This is a genomic window from Paenibacillus sp. O199, assembly GCF_001636635.1.
Taxonomy (GTDB): domain Bacteria; phylum Bacillota; class Bacilli; order Paenibacillales; family Paenibacillaceae; genus Paenibacillus; species Paenibacillus marchantiae.
The window spans coordinates 102,496-121,442 of the sequence record NZ_LGRP01000006.1 but is presented as its reverse complement, the minus strand read 5'-3'; the positions used below and the strand labels follow the sequence as shown (position 1 = coordinate 121,442).

The 18,947-nt window shown below is 47.4% G+C and carries 14 protein-coding genes; all 14 read left to right on the top strand.

Features of this window, described 5'->3' with window-relative positions; genetic code table 11:
• Positions 1-8: 8 nt before the first annotated feature.
• The 14 genes from A6049_RS11245 (at position 9) to A6049_RS11180 (ending at position 18,715) form a co-directional block, all read left to right on the top strand.
• Positions 9-917, top strand: coding sequence for a carbohydrate ABC transporter permease (locus A6049_RS11245; protein ID WP_063564732.1), 909 nt, complete (start codon positions 9-11; stop codon positions 915-917).
• Between the two features lie 182 nt (positions 918-1,099).
• Positions 1,100-2,626, top strand: coding sequence for an ABC transporter substrate-binding protein (locus A6049_RS11240; RefSeq protein ID WP_063564731.1), 1,527 nt, complete (start codon positions 1,100-1,102; stop codon positions 2,624-2,626).
• Positions 2,627-2,748: 122 nt separating this feature from the next.
• A complete protein-coding gene (locus A6049_RS11235; RefSeq protein WP_063564730.1) occupies positions 2,749-3,447 on the top strand; it encodes a hypothetical protein in 699 nt (232 codons plus the stop codon).
• A gap of 330 nt (positions 3,448-3,777) precedes the next feature.
• A complete protein-coding gene (locus tag A6049_RS11230; protein WP_063564729.1) occupies positions 3,778-5,523 on the top strand; it encodes a sensor histidine kinase in 1,746 nt (581 codons plus the stop codon).
• A gap of 89 nt (positions 5,524-5,612) precedes the next feature.
• A complete protein-coding gene (locus A6049_RS11225) occupies positions 5,613-7,235 on the top strand; it encodes a response regulator (protein ID WP_063564728.1) in 1,623 nt (540 codons plus the stop codon).
• Positions 7,236-7,359: 124 nt separating this feature from the next.
• Complete coding sequence (locus A6049_RS11220) at positions 7,360-9,045, top strand: type 2 periplasmic-binding domain-containing protein (protein WP_063564727.1); 1,686 nt, start codon at positions 7,360-7,362, stop codon at positions 9,043-9,045.
• A gap of 247 nt (positions 9,046-9,292) precedes the next feature.
• The gene (locus tag A6049_RS11215; protein WP_062321959.1) at positions 9,293-10,183 is read left to right on the top strand and encodes an ABC transporter permease; all 891 of its coding nucleotides are present in this window, start codon (positions 9,293-9,295) and stop codon (positions 10,181-10,183) included.
• A gap of 29 nt (positions 10,184-10,212) precedes the next feature.
• Positions 10,213-11,091 carry a carbohydrate ABC transporter permease gene (locus tag A6049_RS11210; RefSeq protein WP_063564726.1) on the top strand — a complete coding sequence of 293 codons (879 nt, stop codon included), beginning with the start codon at positions 10,213-10,215 and terminating at the stop codon, positions 11,089-11,091.
• Positions 11,092-11,123: 32 nt separating this feature from the next.
• Complete coding sequence (locus A6049_RS11205) at positions 11,124-12,233, top strand: glycoside hydrolase family 53 protein (protein WP_095206053.1); 1,110 nt, start codon at positions 11,124-11,126, stop codon at positions 12,231-12,233.
• A gap of 34 nt (positions 12,234-12,267) precedes the next feature.
• A complete protein-coding gene (locus A6049_RS11200; protein WP_063564725.1) occupies positions 12,268-14,340 on the top strand; it encodes a beta-galactosidase in 2,073 nt (690 codons plus the stop codon).
• A gap of 281 nt (positions 14,341-14,621) precedes the next feature.
• Entirely contained in the window at positions 14,622-16,061 is a 1,440-nt protein-coding gene (locus A6049_RS11195) for an NAD-dependent malic enzyme (protein WP_063564724.1), read from the top strand.
• A 1-nt stretch (position 16,062) separates the two neighbouring features.
• Complete coding sequence (locus A6049_RS11190) at positions 16,063-16,788, top strand: HD domain-containing protein (protein ID WP_063564723.1); 726 nt, start codon at positions 16,063-16,065, stop codon at positions 16,786-16,788.
• 257 nt (positions 16,789-17,045) lie between these two features.
• Positions 17,046-18,113, top strand: a complete 1,068-nt coding sequence (locus A6049_RS11185) for an FUSC family protein (RefSeq protein WP_063564722.1) — start codon at positions 17,046-17,048, stop codon at positions 18,111-18,113.
• A gap of 140 nt (positions 18,114-18,253) precedes the next feature.
• Positions 18,254-18,715: a hypothetical protein gene (locus A6049_RS11180; protein WP_063564721.1), complete on the top strand. Its 462-nt coding sequence runs from the start codon at positions 18,254-18,256 to the stop codon at positions 18,713-18,715.
• Positions 18,716-18,947: the final 232 nt, after the last annotated feature.

The following is an 18,947-nucleotide window of genomic DNA, read 5'->3' as shown; positions in this document are numbered from 1 at the left end:
AGCCAGCTGTGAAATCACGTGATCCATTAGCCGTGTCGCGGCGTTCCGCGTCTGTCATACACGCTATGTTTATATTCTATGCCATTGCCTGCATCGTGCCGATCCTGCTTGTCTTCGCGATCTCATTCTCGGACGAGACGACGGTCATTGCGAACGGGTATAAGCTGATTCCGGAGAAGTTTAGCCTGACTGCCTATGAGTTTCTGTTCAAGGACATGGATCAGATCATCCATTCCTATGGCATTTCAATTATAGTAACCGTGATAGGTACAATAACGAGTGTTGCGCTGACTGCATTGTACGCATATCCGCTTTCCCGAAGAGATTTGCCGTATCGTGGGTGGTTCGCCTTTTTCATCTTTTTCACCATGCTGTTCAATGGCGGTCTGGTCCCGTGGTATCTCGTCTATGTAAACGTACTGGATTTGAAAAACTCGATTCTGGCACTGATCATGCCGCTGCTGTTGTCACCGTTCTTCGTGCTGGTCATGCGTACGTTCTTCGCCAATTCCATTCCGGTATCGATTCTTGAATCGGCACGGATTGATGGAGCGGGTGAATTGAGAACGTTTACACGTATCGTGCTTCCGCTCTCCCTTCCGGTGATGGCGACTGTTGCACTGTTCAGCACATTGAATTACTGGAACGACTGGTATCTCAGCATGATTTTTATATCTGATAACCGGACGATCAGTCTTCAGTACCTTATGTACCGGACGCTGCTCGATATTCAATATTTAACATCCAACTCCAATGTCTCTTCACAGATTTCGTCACAGGGCGGATTGCTGAATCTGCCGAATAAAACACTGCAGATGGCGATGGCTGTTGTCGGTATTGGTCCAATCGTACTGGCATATCCATTCTTCCAGCGGTATTTCATCAAAGGCCTAACCGTAGGCGCAGTGAAGGGGTAACTCCGGCCGGTTAGCGGAGAGGGCAACGGATAATCGAAGATGGACCTGAGAGGGCATATACAAAAAGCAGCGAGTACAGACACGCCGGAGGGCCGGCAAGCGAACGGACTTTTGCAGATTGGGGAACAGTGCGAATTGGGGCAATCGGTTGCAGGGTCCAACATATGACGGGAGGGGTTCACTTGGTTAGAACGTTTAAGGTATGGCCGCGTTTCGCGGCAGCAGTTATGGCGCTGAGCCTGGTGCTGGCAGGTTGCTCATCAGACAAAGGCGGAACAACACCGGAAGCACAGGGTGGCGGTGGAGCGGAGACTGGGGGCAAGCCCTATGAAGTGACGTTGTATTATCCAGGGACACCACAGAAAGATGTAGCTCTGGTGGAAGCCGAGATCAACAAAAAGATGGAGCCAAAGATTGGGGCAACACTCAAGATTAATGCGATCGACTGGGGTCAGTGGGATAACAAGCTGAATCTTATGATCTCTTCCGGCGAAAAATCAGACATTATTTTCACAGCGGCTTGGCAAAATTATACGGTCAATGTGGCAAAAGGAGCTTTCTTGCCGCTCAATGATCTACTTGACAAGTATGGGCAGGATATCAAGAAAAATCTCGATCCAGCCTTTCTGGAAGGTTCTCAGGTGGATGGCGTAAACTATGGCGTTCCTACCAACAAGGAGTTAGCTGCGACGCGTGGTGTACTCGTACGCAAAGATCTGGCTGACAAATACAAGCTCGATCTGACCGCAGTAAAAACATGGGCTGACCTGGAGCCGCTGCTCAAAACAATCAAGGAAAACGAACCAGGCATCACTCCATTCTATATGTCCAATACCAATGGTAACGGGCTGTTAGAAAATCTGGACTGGGATTATCTTGGTGATGCATCCGTTCCAGGCGTCATCTCCAAAACAGCGGGTACAACGACGGTACTGAATGAAGTGGAGACCCCTGAATTCAAGGAAGCGGCTGAGCTTGCACGCAAGTGGTATCAGGCTGGATACATTAACAGTGATGCAGCAACTTCCAATGTATTCCCGAAAGATCAGGCGAAGGCAGGCAAGGCCTTCCTGTGGACCGATGGCATGAAGCCGGGCAAGGATAAGGAAGAAGAAGGGTATGTCGGATATCCATTGACCCAGATCGAGATGACACAGCCTACGATTACAACCGGGGATGCTTCCGGTGCGATGCTGGCGATCTCCCGTTCCTCTGAGCAGCCGGAGAAGGCGATGCAAGTCATTAACCTGCTGCATTCCGACAAAGAAATCAACAACTTGCTCAACTTCGGAATTGAAGGCACACATTATGTGAAGAAAGACGGCCAGGACAACATTATTACCTTGCCGGAAGGTGTAGATGCGAACAGTCGCACATATAATCCTGGTGCACAATGGCAGCTAGGTAACCAGTTCCTGAACTATCTCTGGGATAATGAAGATCCGCAGAAATGGGAAAAGTTCAAGGAGTTTAATGCCAAAGGCGTTAAGTCACCTGCACTGGGCTTTACGTTCAATAGCCAATCCGTCAAAAACGAAATTGCTGCGGTCAACAACGTGAACAAACAGTTCAAACCGGGTATGACCTCGGGTGCAGTAGATCCGAACGAGATGATCCCGAAATATCTGGAGAAGCTGAAAGCCGCAGGTATTGATAAAATCATTGCAGCTAAACAAGAACAGCTCGACGCATTCCTGTCGAAAAAGTAGAATTGAGTTGCAAAACCAAAGACGTTTTCGGTTAAAAACCGGAGCGTCTTTTTTTATTTGGATCGTAAACCATAATAAGGAAATATATGATATAATCAGGTGGTTGATTAGGGGGTGTTCGTGTGTCGAGAACCAGACTTGTGTTCTCTGCGATGTTATTGCTGTTTGGCATCATTTTTACGTTTAAGCATCACCTCGGTTTCTCTGTGGGGGACACGATGTTGTCTGCTATAGGCATGTCGCCTTATACCACATCCTATGTAAGTGGTGTGCATATCACGTTATTTTTTGGAATGGGTATATTAGCGTGCAGCTACTATCTTACACGCAAAGAAATCATGCCATTATATCCGGTTCTGGCCAAACGGCTCTGGCTGATCGTTCTCGCTATTGTTCTCAGTTATTCCTACATGACGGATAAATTGATGTATGTAGCCAAATGGGGGGCATCCGGTATCAATGGTGTTTCCTATGTCCAAAACGATAGCTCCTGTACCTATGATGTACTGGAAAATGGCATTACACGAGTAAACTGTGACCTGACACTCAAAAATTACACCAGAGAGCCTGTAGCAGCTGTGCTTTTGCCTGACTTGGCCCGCAGTTACAAACACCAGGATGATCCGCTCTATGAATCCCTGCAATCTGTCCAGCTGAAGCCTGTGCATATAGAGATTGAGCCGCATGGAACATTTAAAGGTCAACTGGCGTTTTCCGGTTTGGCTGCCTCCCCGCTGCAAGTCAAAGGAAAGCTAACCGATATTGTAATGGATGTCGCCGTAGATGGAGAGAACACTGTGTTTGACTACGATATTCCATAATGATTTTGCGTTAGCAAGATAGAATGAATACATAAGAAGAGCATTGCGAATTAGAAGAAATTAATCAATATATAGTGTTTAGAAAGGAGCTGGCGATTGCCAGCTCTTTTTGGCATGGAAGTTGCAATTAGTGCAGAAAAGTTGGTTTTGTCACCTTTATGTATGTATATGGTAACGCTTACGATATATAGAGAGTCTCTTTAAAGAGATTAAGTCAGGAATAACAGATGAGCTGTGGAGCGGATTCGCCCAGAAAAAATAGTTTATGTTTAACGCTTTCATCGTTAAAATTAGATTCACTGACTAATGAAGGCAAGGTGAGGTAAGCAGATGTCATACCGGACGAATCTATTTTCCAAAATGGTCATTTTAATTCTAATTATGCTGGTTCCAGTCGTACTGCTGTACTGGTATTCCAACCATAAAACGACAGCAGTTCTGCGAGATGAACTCAATCGCTCCAACAGTAACCAACTGGAATTTTTTCAGAATCAAGTGAACACACACATCGAGTTGTTATCCTCGTGGCCGAATCTGCTCATCCATGATCCCGATATTGCGAGCTTCCGGCGGATCTACGCCGACAGTAAATATTTCGATCTGGATACGATCAATTTGGTTAAACGTATTCAGAACAAGCTGAGCATCCAGGAGAGTTCATCCAACTGGACAACGAAATTGTACCTCTATTCGCCGACGCTGGGCAGAGTCATCTCTGAAAGAGATGCTGGCTATTATGATCAGCAGACGCTGAGAGGCAACATATCATCCGGATGGAATGTTCGAAAGACTCAGGAAGGGCAAGATGATAAATTCATCTTCAGCTGGATCACCGTATCTCCGTACGGCATTAGCGATCCCGCAGCCAATGCGCAAACCGTGATTAAACTAGAATTCGACAGTGACAACATTCGAGATATGTTGGACAAATTCAAGGACGATGGTCGCCATGATCCATTTTATTACCGGGAAGAGACGGGGGTCATCTATAACCGAACCTCGGATCGTGCCCTGACAGGTCAGCTTATGGACAAGCTGGCCATTGATAAGCTTAAGGATGTGGATAACCGGACGGTAGTCATTAACGGCGAGCCTTATATGGTTAATACGGTAAAGTCCAGCACGACTGGCTGGTATCTGGTCGATTACATGCCACTATCGGCTATTCTGAAGCCGATTCATCAATCCAATATACTGTTCTATTCAGCGATGATCTGTCTGCTATTGATGAGCTTTGCCGTAGCCTATCTGTTATATGTACAGGTCCAAGTCCCTGTCAAACAGTTGATTCGTGGATTCCAACGATTGAAGCAGGAGGATTATTCAGTCCGAATTACACCCAAAGGACGCAATGAATTCAGCTTTTTGTCCGAACGATTCAACTCTATGGTGGCGCAGATTCAGCAGTTGTTTGAACACGTGTACCTGGAACAGATTCATGTGCGTGAAGCCCGGCTGAAACAGCTGCAATCGCAGATTAATCCACACTTTTTCTATAATTGTTTCTCATTCATTACGAGCATGGCCAAGCTGAAGCGTGTCGATGCCGTCGTTGCCATGTCGCATAATCTGTCCCGATACTATCGGTATACGACGAGGCAGGAGCGTGATGTGGTACCGCTCACAGAGGAAATTGAGTTCGTCACCTGTTATCTGGAGATTCAGCAGATGCGTATGGACCGAATACGTTTCAAAATTGACTTATCGGAAGACCTCTTAAGGCAAGAGGTGCCTCCTCTAATCGTACAGCCACTGGTGGAAAATGCGGTCATTCATGGAATTGAAGCCGATGCCGAAGCTGGGGAAATACGGGTGTCCGGAGAACAGAGAAATGGCATGATGATTCTTACCGTAGATGACGACGGGCAAGGTATGGATGAATTGGCCCGGCAGATGCTGCTCCACAAACTCACAGGCGGTATGGACCAAGAGATGGGATGTGGGTTGTGGAACGTTAACCAGCGTCTTCAGCTCAGGTATGGGGAGCAGGCGGGAATTAGCGTCACGGAATCACCGCTTGGTGGGCTGCGTGTTACCTTGTCCTGGCCTACTGACGAAAAACATCTTATTGAATAGAAGGATAGAAATAGAGACGCCATATGACCACAGAATTAGAACTATAGAAAGAATGCATTGCATAACGAAGCAGATAGGGAGTGACTGTCTTGATTGATATTTTACTGGTGGATGATGAAACGTATGTAACTGAAAGTCTAGAATTGACCATTCCTTGGGGCGAGCTCGGGGTTACGACGGTTTTGCGTGCAGCATCTGGCAAGGAAGCGCTGCAGATCTTGGAAGAGAATGCAGTGGACCTTGTGGTGACCGATATTCGAATGCCGGGCATGTCTGGGCTGGAGCTGGTTGAGGAGGTAAGCAGTCGATGGGCGCATATCCGCTGTATTCTGCTTACCGGGCATAGTGATTTTCAATATGCCAAAAAAGCAATTCAGCTGCAGGCTGCCGATTATATTCTCAAGCCGGTAAACGATGAGGAATTTATGGCTTCGGTCTCTGCTGCCATCACGTCCCTTCGGGATGATTGGGATGAATTTGATAAATACCATCGGTTGTTATACAGCCGGAAGTCAGATTATAAAATTTTGCGGGAGAATTTGATGCACGATCTGTTGCTGGGCCGCGAGATCACAGCACGGGCACTGGGTGAACAGCTTGAAAAGTATGAGATTGTGCTTCAGCCGGATCAACCGGCAGTTATGATGTTGGTTCGCCTTACAGGCCGGTTCTCGGCAATGGACCAGCAATCACTGGATTTGATGGAGTTTGCGGTTGGCAATATTGCCGAAGAGGTGTTTGGTCCCCAATTCAACGTATGGTTTGGACGAGGTCCTCATGAGAGTTTGGTCATGATGATACAGAGTCAGGACTGGACGGAGCCTGCTCAGACGAATGTGGATGAGCTGAAGCAGCCAGTTGGGACTTTCCGCGAGCATGTCATTCGATATCTGCAAGGCGATCTATCCATGGTGGTTACTGCACCGTTTCAATTTGCCGATCTGACAACCGCTTATCGTAAAGGTTTGGGATCACTCGTACTATCGGGTCCAGAGGAAAATACAATCATTTACATGGATAAAGAGCTGTCCAAACGATCGGAGAACGATGCGGCTCAAGCGCTTGAAGAGCTCTATAAGCCACCCGTTCTGCCTCAATTGCTTGAAACCAAACAGTGGGAGGCTGCGGCACGTAAACTGAATGCTGTCTTTGATGCAGCGGACCGTGTATGTCTCTCCAGAGAGCATGTGTATGAGATGTATTTGTCTGTAACGAATGCTTTTATGTACATTGCGCACAAGCAGGGGCATCTTGTACATGAAATTGATCATGCGGGATTTGATCTGCTATTGGCACATCAGTTGATTCAATCACCTGACAAGCTTCGACGCTGGGCGACTGAGATGCTTGCCAAGTTGCAGGAGGAGCTGTCGGATCAGGAAGGCGTGCAGAGTCGCAGACACGTCATCAAGCAGGTTCAGGAGATGGTAACCAGAGACGCAGGACAGGATCTATCCGTGAAGATGATCGCAGACAAGGTGTATTTGCATCCCGTTTATTTGTCCAAGATCTACAAAGCAGAGACAGGTGAGGGGCTGGGCGATTATATGATTCGCATGCGGATGGAGCGTGCATTGTATTTGCTCAAAAACACCAACAAAAAGATATACGAGATTACCAGTGAGCTGGGGTACCAAAATCCGCAATATTTCAGCAAAATGTTCAAAAAACATTACGGCATGACACCGAATGAATATCGGGATCAGGCATAATTTCAACATCATTCCAATATATAGGTTGCCAAAGGTGCAGAAATCTTGTTTTCGTGACATAGGCTGAAAGACCCGGCAGGCCTATAATGAAAGGGTAACCAAAATGATTGAAGGGGGAACAACATTGAGAGCGAAATCCACGAAAAAGAGATTACTGTCGCTTCTCGCAACGGCGGTGTGTCTGACCGGCGTCCTTGCAGGCTGTACAGGAGGAAATAGCGGAGGAGATAGCGAGGCATCAAGTACGCCAGCTATTGAAAACGAATACAAAGAAAAATATGATCCTGCAGTAACGATTACAACGGCATGGGGAATTGATCCTGAGCTAAAATTCAAAAATGGCGAATCGATGGAAAATAACGTAGCAACCAAGTGGGCTAAAGATCAATTTGGCATCGACATCAAATCCTTGTGGTCTGTAACGGATACGAACAACGCATTTGCGACAAAACTTCGTCTTGCTATGTCATCCGGTCAGGAGATGCCTGAAGTGGTAATGGTAGGGGACAACCTGCTTGCACAGGATCTGATTGATTCTGGCATGTACCAGGAAGCGGGTCCGCTGTTCGACAAATACGCTTCCGACACATGGAAAAAAGCGATGGAGCAGGATCCCAATGTATGGAACCAGTATAGCCGTGACGGCAAAAGAATGGGTATTCCCGTACTGGACTATGCGTACAACAATGATTACCTGCTGTGGATTCGCCAGGACTGGCTGGACAAGCTGAATCTGGAGGCGCCAAAAACAATCGATGAACTGGAAAAAGTCATGGATGCGTTCAAAAATCAAAATCCGGATGGCTTAGCTCCAGATAAAGTCATTCCGCTCAGCATTGGTTTCAAAACATCCATGAACACATGGATGGGAGATCCATCCTGGATCTTTGGTGCATACGGAACATTGCCGTTCCAATGGAATGTAGCTGAAGACGGCAAGCTGGAGTATGGTTCCATCAATCCTGGCATGAAGCAAGGTCTGACCAAATTGAGCGAATGGCTCAAAAAAGGTTACATCCCGCAGGAAGCAGCATTGTGGGATGAAAACAAAACAGCCGAGCCAGCAGTGGCAGGTACAGCCGGTATTATCCCAGGTCCATACTGGATGAGTGGATGGCCGCTTCTGGATACAGTGAAAAATGTGCCAAGTGCCGTTTGGAAACCGATTGAAATCCCGACCGGTCCAGAAGGCAAAGCTATGCGTCATGGTACACAGTTTGTTAACGGCGTCATTCTGATCAAGAAAGACATGGAGCACCCTGAAGCGTTCTTCACGTATGAGAACTACCTGTTCGACAATTATGCAGACCCGGCACCGGGTAGCCAGTATGATAACGGTCTATTTGCAAAGTATGACTATCAATTGGATGCCAATGGCAAACAATTGCCGATTGACCAAATTGAAGGCGGATATGTGAACGTTGTACGTTATTTGCTCGTTCGTGACGGCGCCCGTATTCCCGATGCTCAGATGAAAGCCCTGCTCAATCTGGCAGATGGCAAAGAGCCTGAGACGAAGCTTGAGAAGGATGTTGCTGTCAACTACGGTAAAGAGACCCCTGCCGCAGCGAAAGTGTTGCTCAGTCAGGAAGAAATCTCCTACAAAAACATGTTCACAGGTCCTACAACAGCGACAATGAAATCCAAGCTGGACTACCTGAACAAAATTGAGAATCAAGCATTCAACGAAATTATTTATGGCAAAAATCCGGTAGATGCGTTCGATACATTTGTACAAACGTGGAAATCGGGTGGCGGCGACCAAATCACACAAGAGGTCAACGAATGGTATGACAGTGTGAAAAAATAAGGATACAGCAGCGTGCAGACCAACCAGGTCTGTACGCTTTTTTGTCGTTATGAGAGCCTGATTTGCTTCGGGGAGGTGCGGGTCAGCAGTGGATGAATGACTGGAATGACAGCGAGTCCAAACTGGTTGCTTTTGTGCCATTTATATTGCTTTTATGTGCTGTTTGACCTATGCAAACGGTTGATATAATCGCAGTATAAGCCACTCAGGGAGCACTTGAGTAGGAAGAATTACAGGGGGAGCAATCATGAGAACTTTAAAACGAACTTGGCCATTTCACGTAATGCTGCTGCCAGCCATCATCTTTTTGATCATATTCAGCTATGTGCCTATGGGCGGAATCGTTATGGCATTTCAGAACTACAAACCATGGCTCGGCATCAGCGGCTCGGAGTGGGTCGGGCTAGATAATTTTAGATATTTGTTTGAACGCGAAGACAGCCTGCAAGTCATATGGAATACTCTGATCATTGCTGTACTCAAACTCATTTTTAACTTGTTTGTCCCGTTTGTGTTCGCGATTTTGTTGAATGAAGTTCGCAAGATGGCGATCCAGCGAACGATCCAAACCTTGGTGTATCTGCCTCACTTCTTGTCTTGGGTTATCTTGGGCGGAATTCTGATTGATCTGTTATCCACCGGAGGACTGGTGAACCGGGTACTCGGAACATTCGGACTTGGGCCATATTTCTTCCTTGGAGATAACAGCTGGTTCCGACCGACGATCATTCTAACGGATGTGTGGAAAGAATTCGGCTATAACATGATTGTCTTCTTGGCTGCCCTTGCCGGCATTAACCCAGCGCTGTATGAAGCAGCAGAGATTGACGGAGCGGGTCGCTGGAAACAGACACTGCATATTACCATCCCGTCTCTTGTACCGATGCTGATGGTGGTTGGAACACTGGCACTGGGTAACGTGCTTAACGCTGGGTTCGATCAGATTTTCAATCTGTACAACCCGCTCGTATATCAAACGGGCGACATTATTGATACATTCGTTTATCGCTCGGCGCTGGAAAACGGAGAGATGGGCTTCGCGACCGCAATTGGATTATTTAAATCGGTCATCAGCATGGTCTTGATCCTTGTATCATACAGCTTAGCCAAAAAATACGCCGGATACCGCATATTCTAATCGAATGAACAGAGAAAGAAGGGACCACGATGTATCATAAATCAACGCCTTATCGCGTGTTCAATGTCATCAATATTTGTTTTCTCATTTTGGTTGCCATTATGTGTATTGTACCGATGATTCACGTTCTGGCTGTATCCTTCAGTAACAAGGCTGCCGCAGATGCCAATCTCGTTAACCTCTGGCCGGTAGGGTTCTCACTTGAAGCATACAAAAAAACGATGAATAACCCCATTTTCCTAAACTCTCTCTGGATTTCCTTGCTTCGGACAGTCATTGGTACGGGAATTACGTTGCTGATCACCTTTTTGGCAGCGTACCCGTTGTCGAAAGAAAATAATGAATTTAAAGGAAGAACCGTCTATTCATGGATTTTTGTTTTTAGTATGATCTTCAATGGGGGACTCGTTCCCTTCTATATGGTCATCCAGAAGATCGGCCTGATGGATTCCTTCTGGGTGCTGGTGCTTCCGGGAGCGGTTAACACCTTCCTCGTTATTCTGATGCTAAACTTCTTCCGGGGTATTCCGAAAGAGCTTGAGGAAGCGGCGCTGATGGATGGAGCCAATCACTTCAGAACGTTGTTCAGAATCTTCCTGCCGATTTCCATGCCATCTATCGCAACGATTGCATTGTTCAGCATGGTGTTTCACTGGAACTCATGGTTTGACGGATTGCTCTACATGAACAATGCCAAGGATTATCCGCTGGCCACTTTTATGCAGACCGTAATTATCAAACGTGATATGAGTACGATGGCCATGAACCCGAAAGAGATGGAAACCATTTCTCAAACCACAGTAAGAGCGGCACAAATTTTTATTGGAAGTGCGCCAATCCTCATTGTGTATCCATTCCTGCAGCGCTTCTTTGTCAAAGGTATGACCTTGGGTTCAGTTAAAGGCTGAATCTGCATCTAAATTAAACGGAGGTTGATGAAGTGAGCAATTTAAAGGAAGAGGCATTCGTTCTCGGAATGGATGTGTCATTTATGGATGAAATTGAGCAGCATGGTGGGAGCTATCGTGATGAGCATGGGCAGCAGGCGGACTTGCTGACCCTTCTCAAGCTGGGTGATGCCAATGCAATCCGATTGCGAATCTGGAATGATCCTGTAGGCGGATTCTGTAATCTGGAGCGGACGGTAGCGGTAGCCAAACGGATCAAGGAACAAGGATTACAATTTTTGCTGGATTTTCATTATTCGGATCGCTGGGCTGATCCAGCCAATCAATGGAAGCCGAAGGCATGGGAGAAGCTGTCCTATGAGGAACTACAACGCGAGGTATGTACCTATACGGCGGATGTGCTGAGAACACTCAAGGAGCATGATGCATTGCCGGACATGGTGCAGGTGGGGAACGAAATAACACCTGGCATGTTATGGGATGAAGGACGTGTTGGTGGGGAAGAGCATGATACCGATGAACAGTGGGAGCGTTTTGCTGGACTTGTGAAGTATGGCATCGCTGCTGTTAAATCCGTTGATTCGGAAATCAAAATTATGATTCATATAGACCGCGGTGGTGATAATGCGGAGAGTCGCAGGTTCTATGATCGGTTTGAGGCGCTAGGTGTGGAGTTCGATATCATTGGGCTCTCATATTACCCATGGTGGCATGGAACACTGGATGCACTGCGGGATAATCTGCATGACTTGGCTGAACGCTACGGCAAACCAATCAATGTTGTTGAAACCGCTTATCCTTGGACATTGGAGCAGCCTGAAGGTCACGAGTGGATTCTGAATCAGGAAGAACTGTTGCTGCCCGGGTATCCGGCAAGTGTGGAAGGACAGACACGTTATCTGAAGGATTTGCTGCAGATTATTCGTGAGGTTCCCGGAGGTCTAGGAGCGGGATTCTATTACTGGGAGCCTGCCTGGATTCCTAGCAAGGAAGAGTGGTCTGTTGGACATCCGAATAACTGGGGCAACCTGACGATGTTTGACTTCAAGGGTCAGAAGTTGCAATCGTTTTCAGCGCTGAAGGCTGGAGAGGAAAATGACACTACATTGGATGAGCAGCCGAGTGCTGCATTGATCAAATAGATAATAAAAATGAAATGAATAAGGAGTTGTCAGCATGACATACAAATATCCACCTGTGAGTTCCAAAGCACCTCATATGTTACATGGTGCAGATTATAACCCGGAGCAATGGCTACGCTATCCTGAAGTCCTTGAGGAAGATATCCGATTGATGAAGCTTGCCAAATGTAATGTGATGTCCATTGGCATCTTCTCATGGGTATCCCTTGAACCGGAGGAAGGCGTGTATACGTTTGAATGGCTGGATCAAGTGCTGGATCGTTTTGCTGCCAATGGAATTTATGCATTCTTGGCTACCCCAAGCGGTGCAAGACCTGCCTGGATGTCGGCCAAGTATCCAGAAGTGTTGCGTGTTGGGGCCAATCGGGTTCGCAACCTGCATGGCTTCCGTCACAACCATTGTTACACATCTCCGGTATACCGAGAGAAGGTTACTGCAATCAATACAAAACTTGCAGAACGTTACTCGGATCATCCGGCAGTAATTGGCTGGCACATTTCCAATGAATTTGGCGGGGATTGCCACTGTGATTATTGTCAGGATGCTTTTCGCGGCTGGGTGAAAAACAAATACGGCACACTGGACGAGTTGAATCACTCTTGGTGGACGACATTCTGGAGCCATACCGTGACAGACTGGAGTCAAGTGGAGTCTCCTGCCCCGCATGGAGAGACACAGGTCCATGCGATGAATCTGGACTGGCGCAGGTTTGTCACCGATCAGACCGCTGATTTTATCGTGCACGAAACGAAACCGCTGAAGGCCAAAAATCCCGATCTGCCGGTAACGACCAACCTGATGGAGTTTTATGAAGGATTGAACTACTGGAAATTCGCTGACATTCTGGATTTTCTGTCATGGGACAGTTATCCGACATGGCATGATGCGGACGAAGAAGATACACTGGCATCCAGAGTGGCGATGATGCATGATATCGTTCGTTCCATCAAGGGCGGGCAGCCGTTTCTATTGATGGAGAGCACACCAAGCTCAACTAACTGGCAAGAGACCAGCAAATTGAAACGTCCGGGTATGCATTTGCTGGCATCTCTGCAAGCAGTAGCACACGGCTCGGACAGTGTACAGTACTTCCAGTGGAGGAAGAGTCGGGGTTCCAGTGAAAAGCTTCATGGAGCGGTTGTAGATCATGTTGGTCATGAACATACCCGCGTGTTCCAGGATGTAACTGACGTAGGAGCGGCACTAGAAGGAATGCAAGCGGTGGTTGGAACGTCCGTTCCGGCTGAGGTTGCCATCATCTTCGACTGGGAAAACCGCTGGGCAGTAAAGGATTCCCAAGGGCCGCGTAACATCGGAGTGAAGTACGAGCAGACGGTCGAATGGCATTATGATGCCTTTTGGAAAAAAGGTGTGCCTGTGGATGTCATCGACATGGACGCTGATCTCTCCAAGTACAAACTGCTCATCGCACCTATGCTCTATCTGGTACGTGAAGGCGTGGGCGAACGCATTGAGCGATTCGTGGAAAATGGCGGTACATTTGTGGCCACGTATTGGTCAGGTATCGTAAATGAGAATGATCTGTGCTTCCTTGGAGGATTCCCTGGACCGCTTCGCAAGACACTAGGGATCTGGTCAGAAGAGATCGACGGCTTGCATGACCGTGATCTGAATGGGGTTGTGCCTGTGAAGGATAATGAGCTTCAACTGAATGCCGAATATGATGCTTTCGAATTATGCGACCTGATTCATCTGGAAGGCGCAGAAGCTCTGGCGACATATCGCTCCGACTTCTATGCCGGACGGCCTGCTTTGACCGTTAACCGCCTTGGTTCAGGTAAAGCCTATTATATGGCTACACGTTTCAAAGCTCCATTTTACGATGATTTCTATGGCAGTCTAATCGCTGATCTGGGTATAGAGCGTGCTCTTGAAACTCAGCTTCCTGCTGGAGTTACGGCACACATTCGTACAGATGGCACAGCGGATTATGTATTTGTGCAGAACTACACACCGGAGACGAAGCAAGTACAACTGGACAACCAGTCCTATCGTGATCTGCTGAGTGATGATGCTGTAGAGGGCAGCCTGGATTTGCAACCATATGATATCCGAGTACTGCGCAGAGCGGCTGAGCGTAAATAATATATTTGTTACTCATTTGGCTGAAAAATGTAGGGATAACAGCGATCGGAAGGTTGTTCTATCATCGGAGTGGCAAGTGTAAATATTCTTTAGTTTAACTTATATAGTGTGCAGAAGGGCCACCCTTAACGTCTCGATCAGACGGAGAGGGTGGCCCTTTTTGTCGTATTTAGATCACACTGAGCACTTTTTTTGGGCAAGATAAAGGATAAACGTGTCCGCGCAGCGAAGACAAACAGGTAACATTGCAACTCATGACTTTCAGTCTGGGAGGAATTGGAATGAATCAAAGGAATTTAGACGGTAACAGCTTTATTATTCGGCTGGAAATGACAACAAAAGACATCAAGTTTGGTGAAGTGGCCTCGGCCATCTCGGAAGCTGGCGGAGACATTATCGCCATCGACGTAATTTCGACCAATCAGGATGTAAGTGTGCGCGACTTAACTGTCGCTGTAACGGATGCACAAGATAATAGCAAAATTATAGAAGGGGTGCGCCAGCTTAAAGGAGCATCCATCATAAACGTATCGGACCGGACGTTCCTGCTGCACTTGGGCGGCAAGATCGAAGTTACGCCGAAGGTCCCGATTCATAACCGTGAAGACCTGTCACGTGTATATACACCGGATGTGGCCCGGGTATGTTCGGCTATATCAGAAGAGCCTGGAAAGGCATTTTCGCTGACAATCAAGCGGAATACGGTTGCCGTAGTATCCGATGGTAGTGCCGTGCTTGGCCTTGGCAACATTGGACCACGTGCCGCGATGCCAGTCATGGAAGGTAAAGCGATGTTGTTCAAACAGTTTGCAGGAGTGGACGCTTTCCCGATCTGCCTGGATACACAGGATACCGAGGAAATCATTCGAACTGTGAAAGCGATCTCACCAGCGTTTGGCGGGATTAACCTAGAGGATATTTCTTCACCACGTTGCTTCGAAATTGAGCGTCGCCTGAATGAGGAACTGGACATCCCGGTATTTCATGATGACCAGCACGGTACAGCAGTTGTGTTGTATGCAGGTCTGATCAATGCGCTCAAGCTGGTTGGTAAATCCATCACGGATGTGAAAATTGTCGTCTGTGGTATCGGTGCAGCAGGTGTGGCATGCAGTAATATTCTGCTGTCCGCGGGTGCGAGTCGGGTTGTCGGGGTGGATCGTGATGGTGCGCTGGTACGGACGAATACCTATGAAAATGAAGTATGGAGCGACTATGCGGCTCGTACCAATCCGGAACTGGAGACAGGTTCACTTCGTGACGTGATTCGCGGAGCAGATGTCTTCATCGGTCTGTCGCGCGGTAACCTGTTAACCCGTGAAGATGTGCAAACCATGGCCGCCGATCCAATTGTTTTCGCCATGGCGAATCCTGTACCGGAGATTATGCCGTCTGTGGTGGAAGACATCGTGGCTGTCATGGCGACAGGCCGCTCAGATTATCCGAATCAGATCAATAACGTATTGTGTTTCCCAGGTATGTTCAGAGCCGTTCTGGATTGCCGTGCCAGTGAGATTAATGAAGAGATGAAGCTCGCAGCAGCTCAGGCGATTGCTTCAGCCATTTCCGATGAAGAGCGCACCCGCTATTATATTATTCCGAGTGTGTTTAACGATAAAATCGTCAAATCGATGCGCAATCGCGTGATTGAAGCAGCGGTCAAAACGGGTGTGGCAAGACGTATACCGCGTGAACAAACCCGCGAAGGCGGGGACGTGTAAGATGCAAGAGAATTCCCCTCAACATCTGAACCTACACACGCAACAATTAGGGCATGGGGATCAGGTTGATGGAACGTTAACAGGAGAGGCTATTCTTCGGGCGGCTCGTGCTTTTGTACAGGGAGATGCGGCCGCACATACGGATGGTCATGACTGGCCGCATATCGAGCGGGTGACCGCACTTGCGGTCGAGCTTGCACACCGTATGGGTGCCGATCCCTTTATCTGTGAACTCGCTGCATTGCTTCATGATGTGCCGGATGAGAAGCTTAACGAAAGTCTTGAAGCCGGAATGGCGAAGCTGAATGCATGGCTGGATACCCAGCCGCTTGAAGCGGGTACACGGGAAGCTGTGGTACGCATCACTAGTTCCATTTCCTATGCAGGAGGGCAGCGACCTGCCGTCTCATCCCTGGAAGCCCAGGTGGTGCAGGATGCGGATCGCCTGGATGCGCTGGGCGCTATTGGTATTGCGCGTACGTTTGCTTTTGCCGGCGCGAGAGGTCGTGAGATGTATGATCCCGCCCTTCCGCCACGAGAGCAGATGACGCGGGAGGAATACCGGAATGGACGCAGTACAACGATCAATCACTTTTACGAAAAGCTGTTTAAACTAAAAGATCTGATGAATACGTCCTATGGCAAGGAACTGGCAGAGCAGCGTCATGACTTTATGGTGCAGTTTGTGGAGCAGTTCAAGCGTGAATGGGAAGGAAGGTTTTCATAACTTTCTCCGTTTGAGTTAAACATACAATACCCCCTACTTCCGAGAGTGGAGTGTGGGGTATTGTTTTGTGTACATAGAAGTAGTAGGGAATGGAATTTAACTCATCAACAGGATACAGGGCATGGTAACCCAAAGGCTTCCATGATACAATAAATCGTTCTCCTGAATTGATTTCGGGCAAAAAAAGAAATATGGGGTAATAATGATAATGATCATCCAACGAATGAAATCAGTTTCGAAAAAGAGGAGGGGTCACCATGTCATTTGGTGCACGTGTACTTAAGACAGGGATTGCGGTCACGCTGGCCCTGTACCTTAGCAGCATGTTCCTGAACCCGCAATCTCCCGTTCCCGCCGCAATTGCGGCCATCTTTGCGATGCAGCCATCCATTTATCGTTCCTGGAAGTATTTCCTGGATCAGCTGCAGACCACCACACTTGGGGCAATTGTGGCTCTGCTGGGAGGCATGGTGCTGTCCAATGAGCCCATCGCCGTCGGGTTAATTATTGTGCTGGTTATTATGATTTGTCTTAAATTGAATATGGGCGAAACGGTTGGCCTGACGCTGGTAACCGTTGTATCAATTATGGAAGCGTCGGGTGACTGGCATTTTGCATTGAACCGTTTCCTGCTGACACTTGTCGGCATTGTATCTGCTTTTCTTATTAATATTACCGTATTTCCACCCAAGCCGAAGATTCAGTTCGTGAAACAGATTCAGAGTGTGTTCAGTGGCATGTCACTGCTGCTGCGGACATCGATCTCGGATGAGATTAAGGAAGTGGTGTTCCGGGATGAGAAAAATAATCTGGGCGGTTCCATTAAATCTTTGTCAGATAAATATAATTTGTTTGAAGAAGAACAGAAGAAGATGAAACGTTCCACATTCAGCGAGACCCGGCAGATGGTCGTATACAAACAGATGCTGCTGAGTCTGCAAAAAGGATTCGATGTGCTGGATTCGGTAGAACGCCATTATTTCCAGGCATCGCGAACACCGGAAATGGATCAGTTCTTTGATACACATCTGGAGCTTGTCATCAAATTCCATGAACATGCGCTGCTCAAATTCGAGGATAAGCTGAAACCGAACGGGGAAGAGGCGGCACAGTTCATTTTGGATAATGATCGCTTCATGGAGCAGGCCATTTCCCAGTTTGATATTGATCAGGAAGGGATGCTGAGACTGTCCATCGTAGCTGCCGCGATCTATGACTATGGCTATCAGCTGGAACGATTGAACCGGCTTGCCGAACATGTGCATAGTGCCAGTGAAGACAAGGAGTCACAGGATAAAATTCTGAATTGGCTTAAATGGCCGTAAACATGGTAATACGGTTTGCGGTGATGTGGTTTCATCATATACAATGGAACCACAACCAGCCCGGACAGCATGTCCGGGTTGTTTTGCATACATAGCGCAAACCTTGCGCAACCAACTCAATCGAACCGAGGTAGATACGTATGAATTTAACACAGCTTGACCCTAAATGGACGCAGTGGTTCAATGGACAGGATCTGGAGCAGAAGCAGCACGAAGCGATGCAATTACTGACTGTGTCCGAAGATGGCTGGACACATCAGGCGATGATCAGTATGGGGGAAGTTATTGCCGTCACGCCCAACCTGCTGAGACTGGCTTTATGGCCGGGAACACAGACAAGTATGAATATGAGTCGAACAGGCAAGGCTACCTTGATTGCTGTTCATCAGAAATGCTTGTTATCTATTCGTCTGGATGTGACTTCACTGCCACAACTCATGGCAGCTGTGCATCCGAGAGATCGTTTCGAGGCTCAGGTGTTAAACGTTCGTGTAGATCATGCACCTTATGCGGAGATTACTTCAGGGATAACATTTCAGTTAAAAGATGAGTCTGGGGCCATCACACGCTGGAGAGAGACCATTGAAGAATTACGACAATAGTATAGGAGCGTTCTATATTCAACCAATTTGAGGGTAATAATAGAATGAAGACAACAAAAAACGCCTCCGCTTGCATCGGGACGTTGTCACTGGTACAATAAAAAATGGTTTTCAGAAAATTAGAACTAATTAACATAAAATAAAAATGTTTACTTTCTAATTAATTATACCATAGCCTTTTCGGGCTTGTCAAATGGGCTTTTGAGGACACAATCCGGGGAAAGAGGGGCGT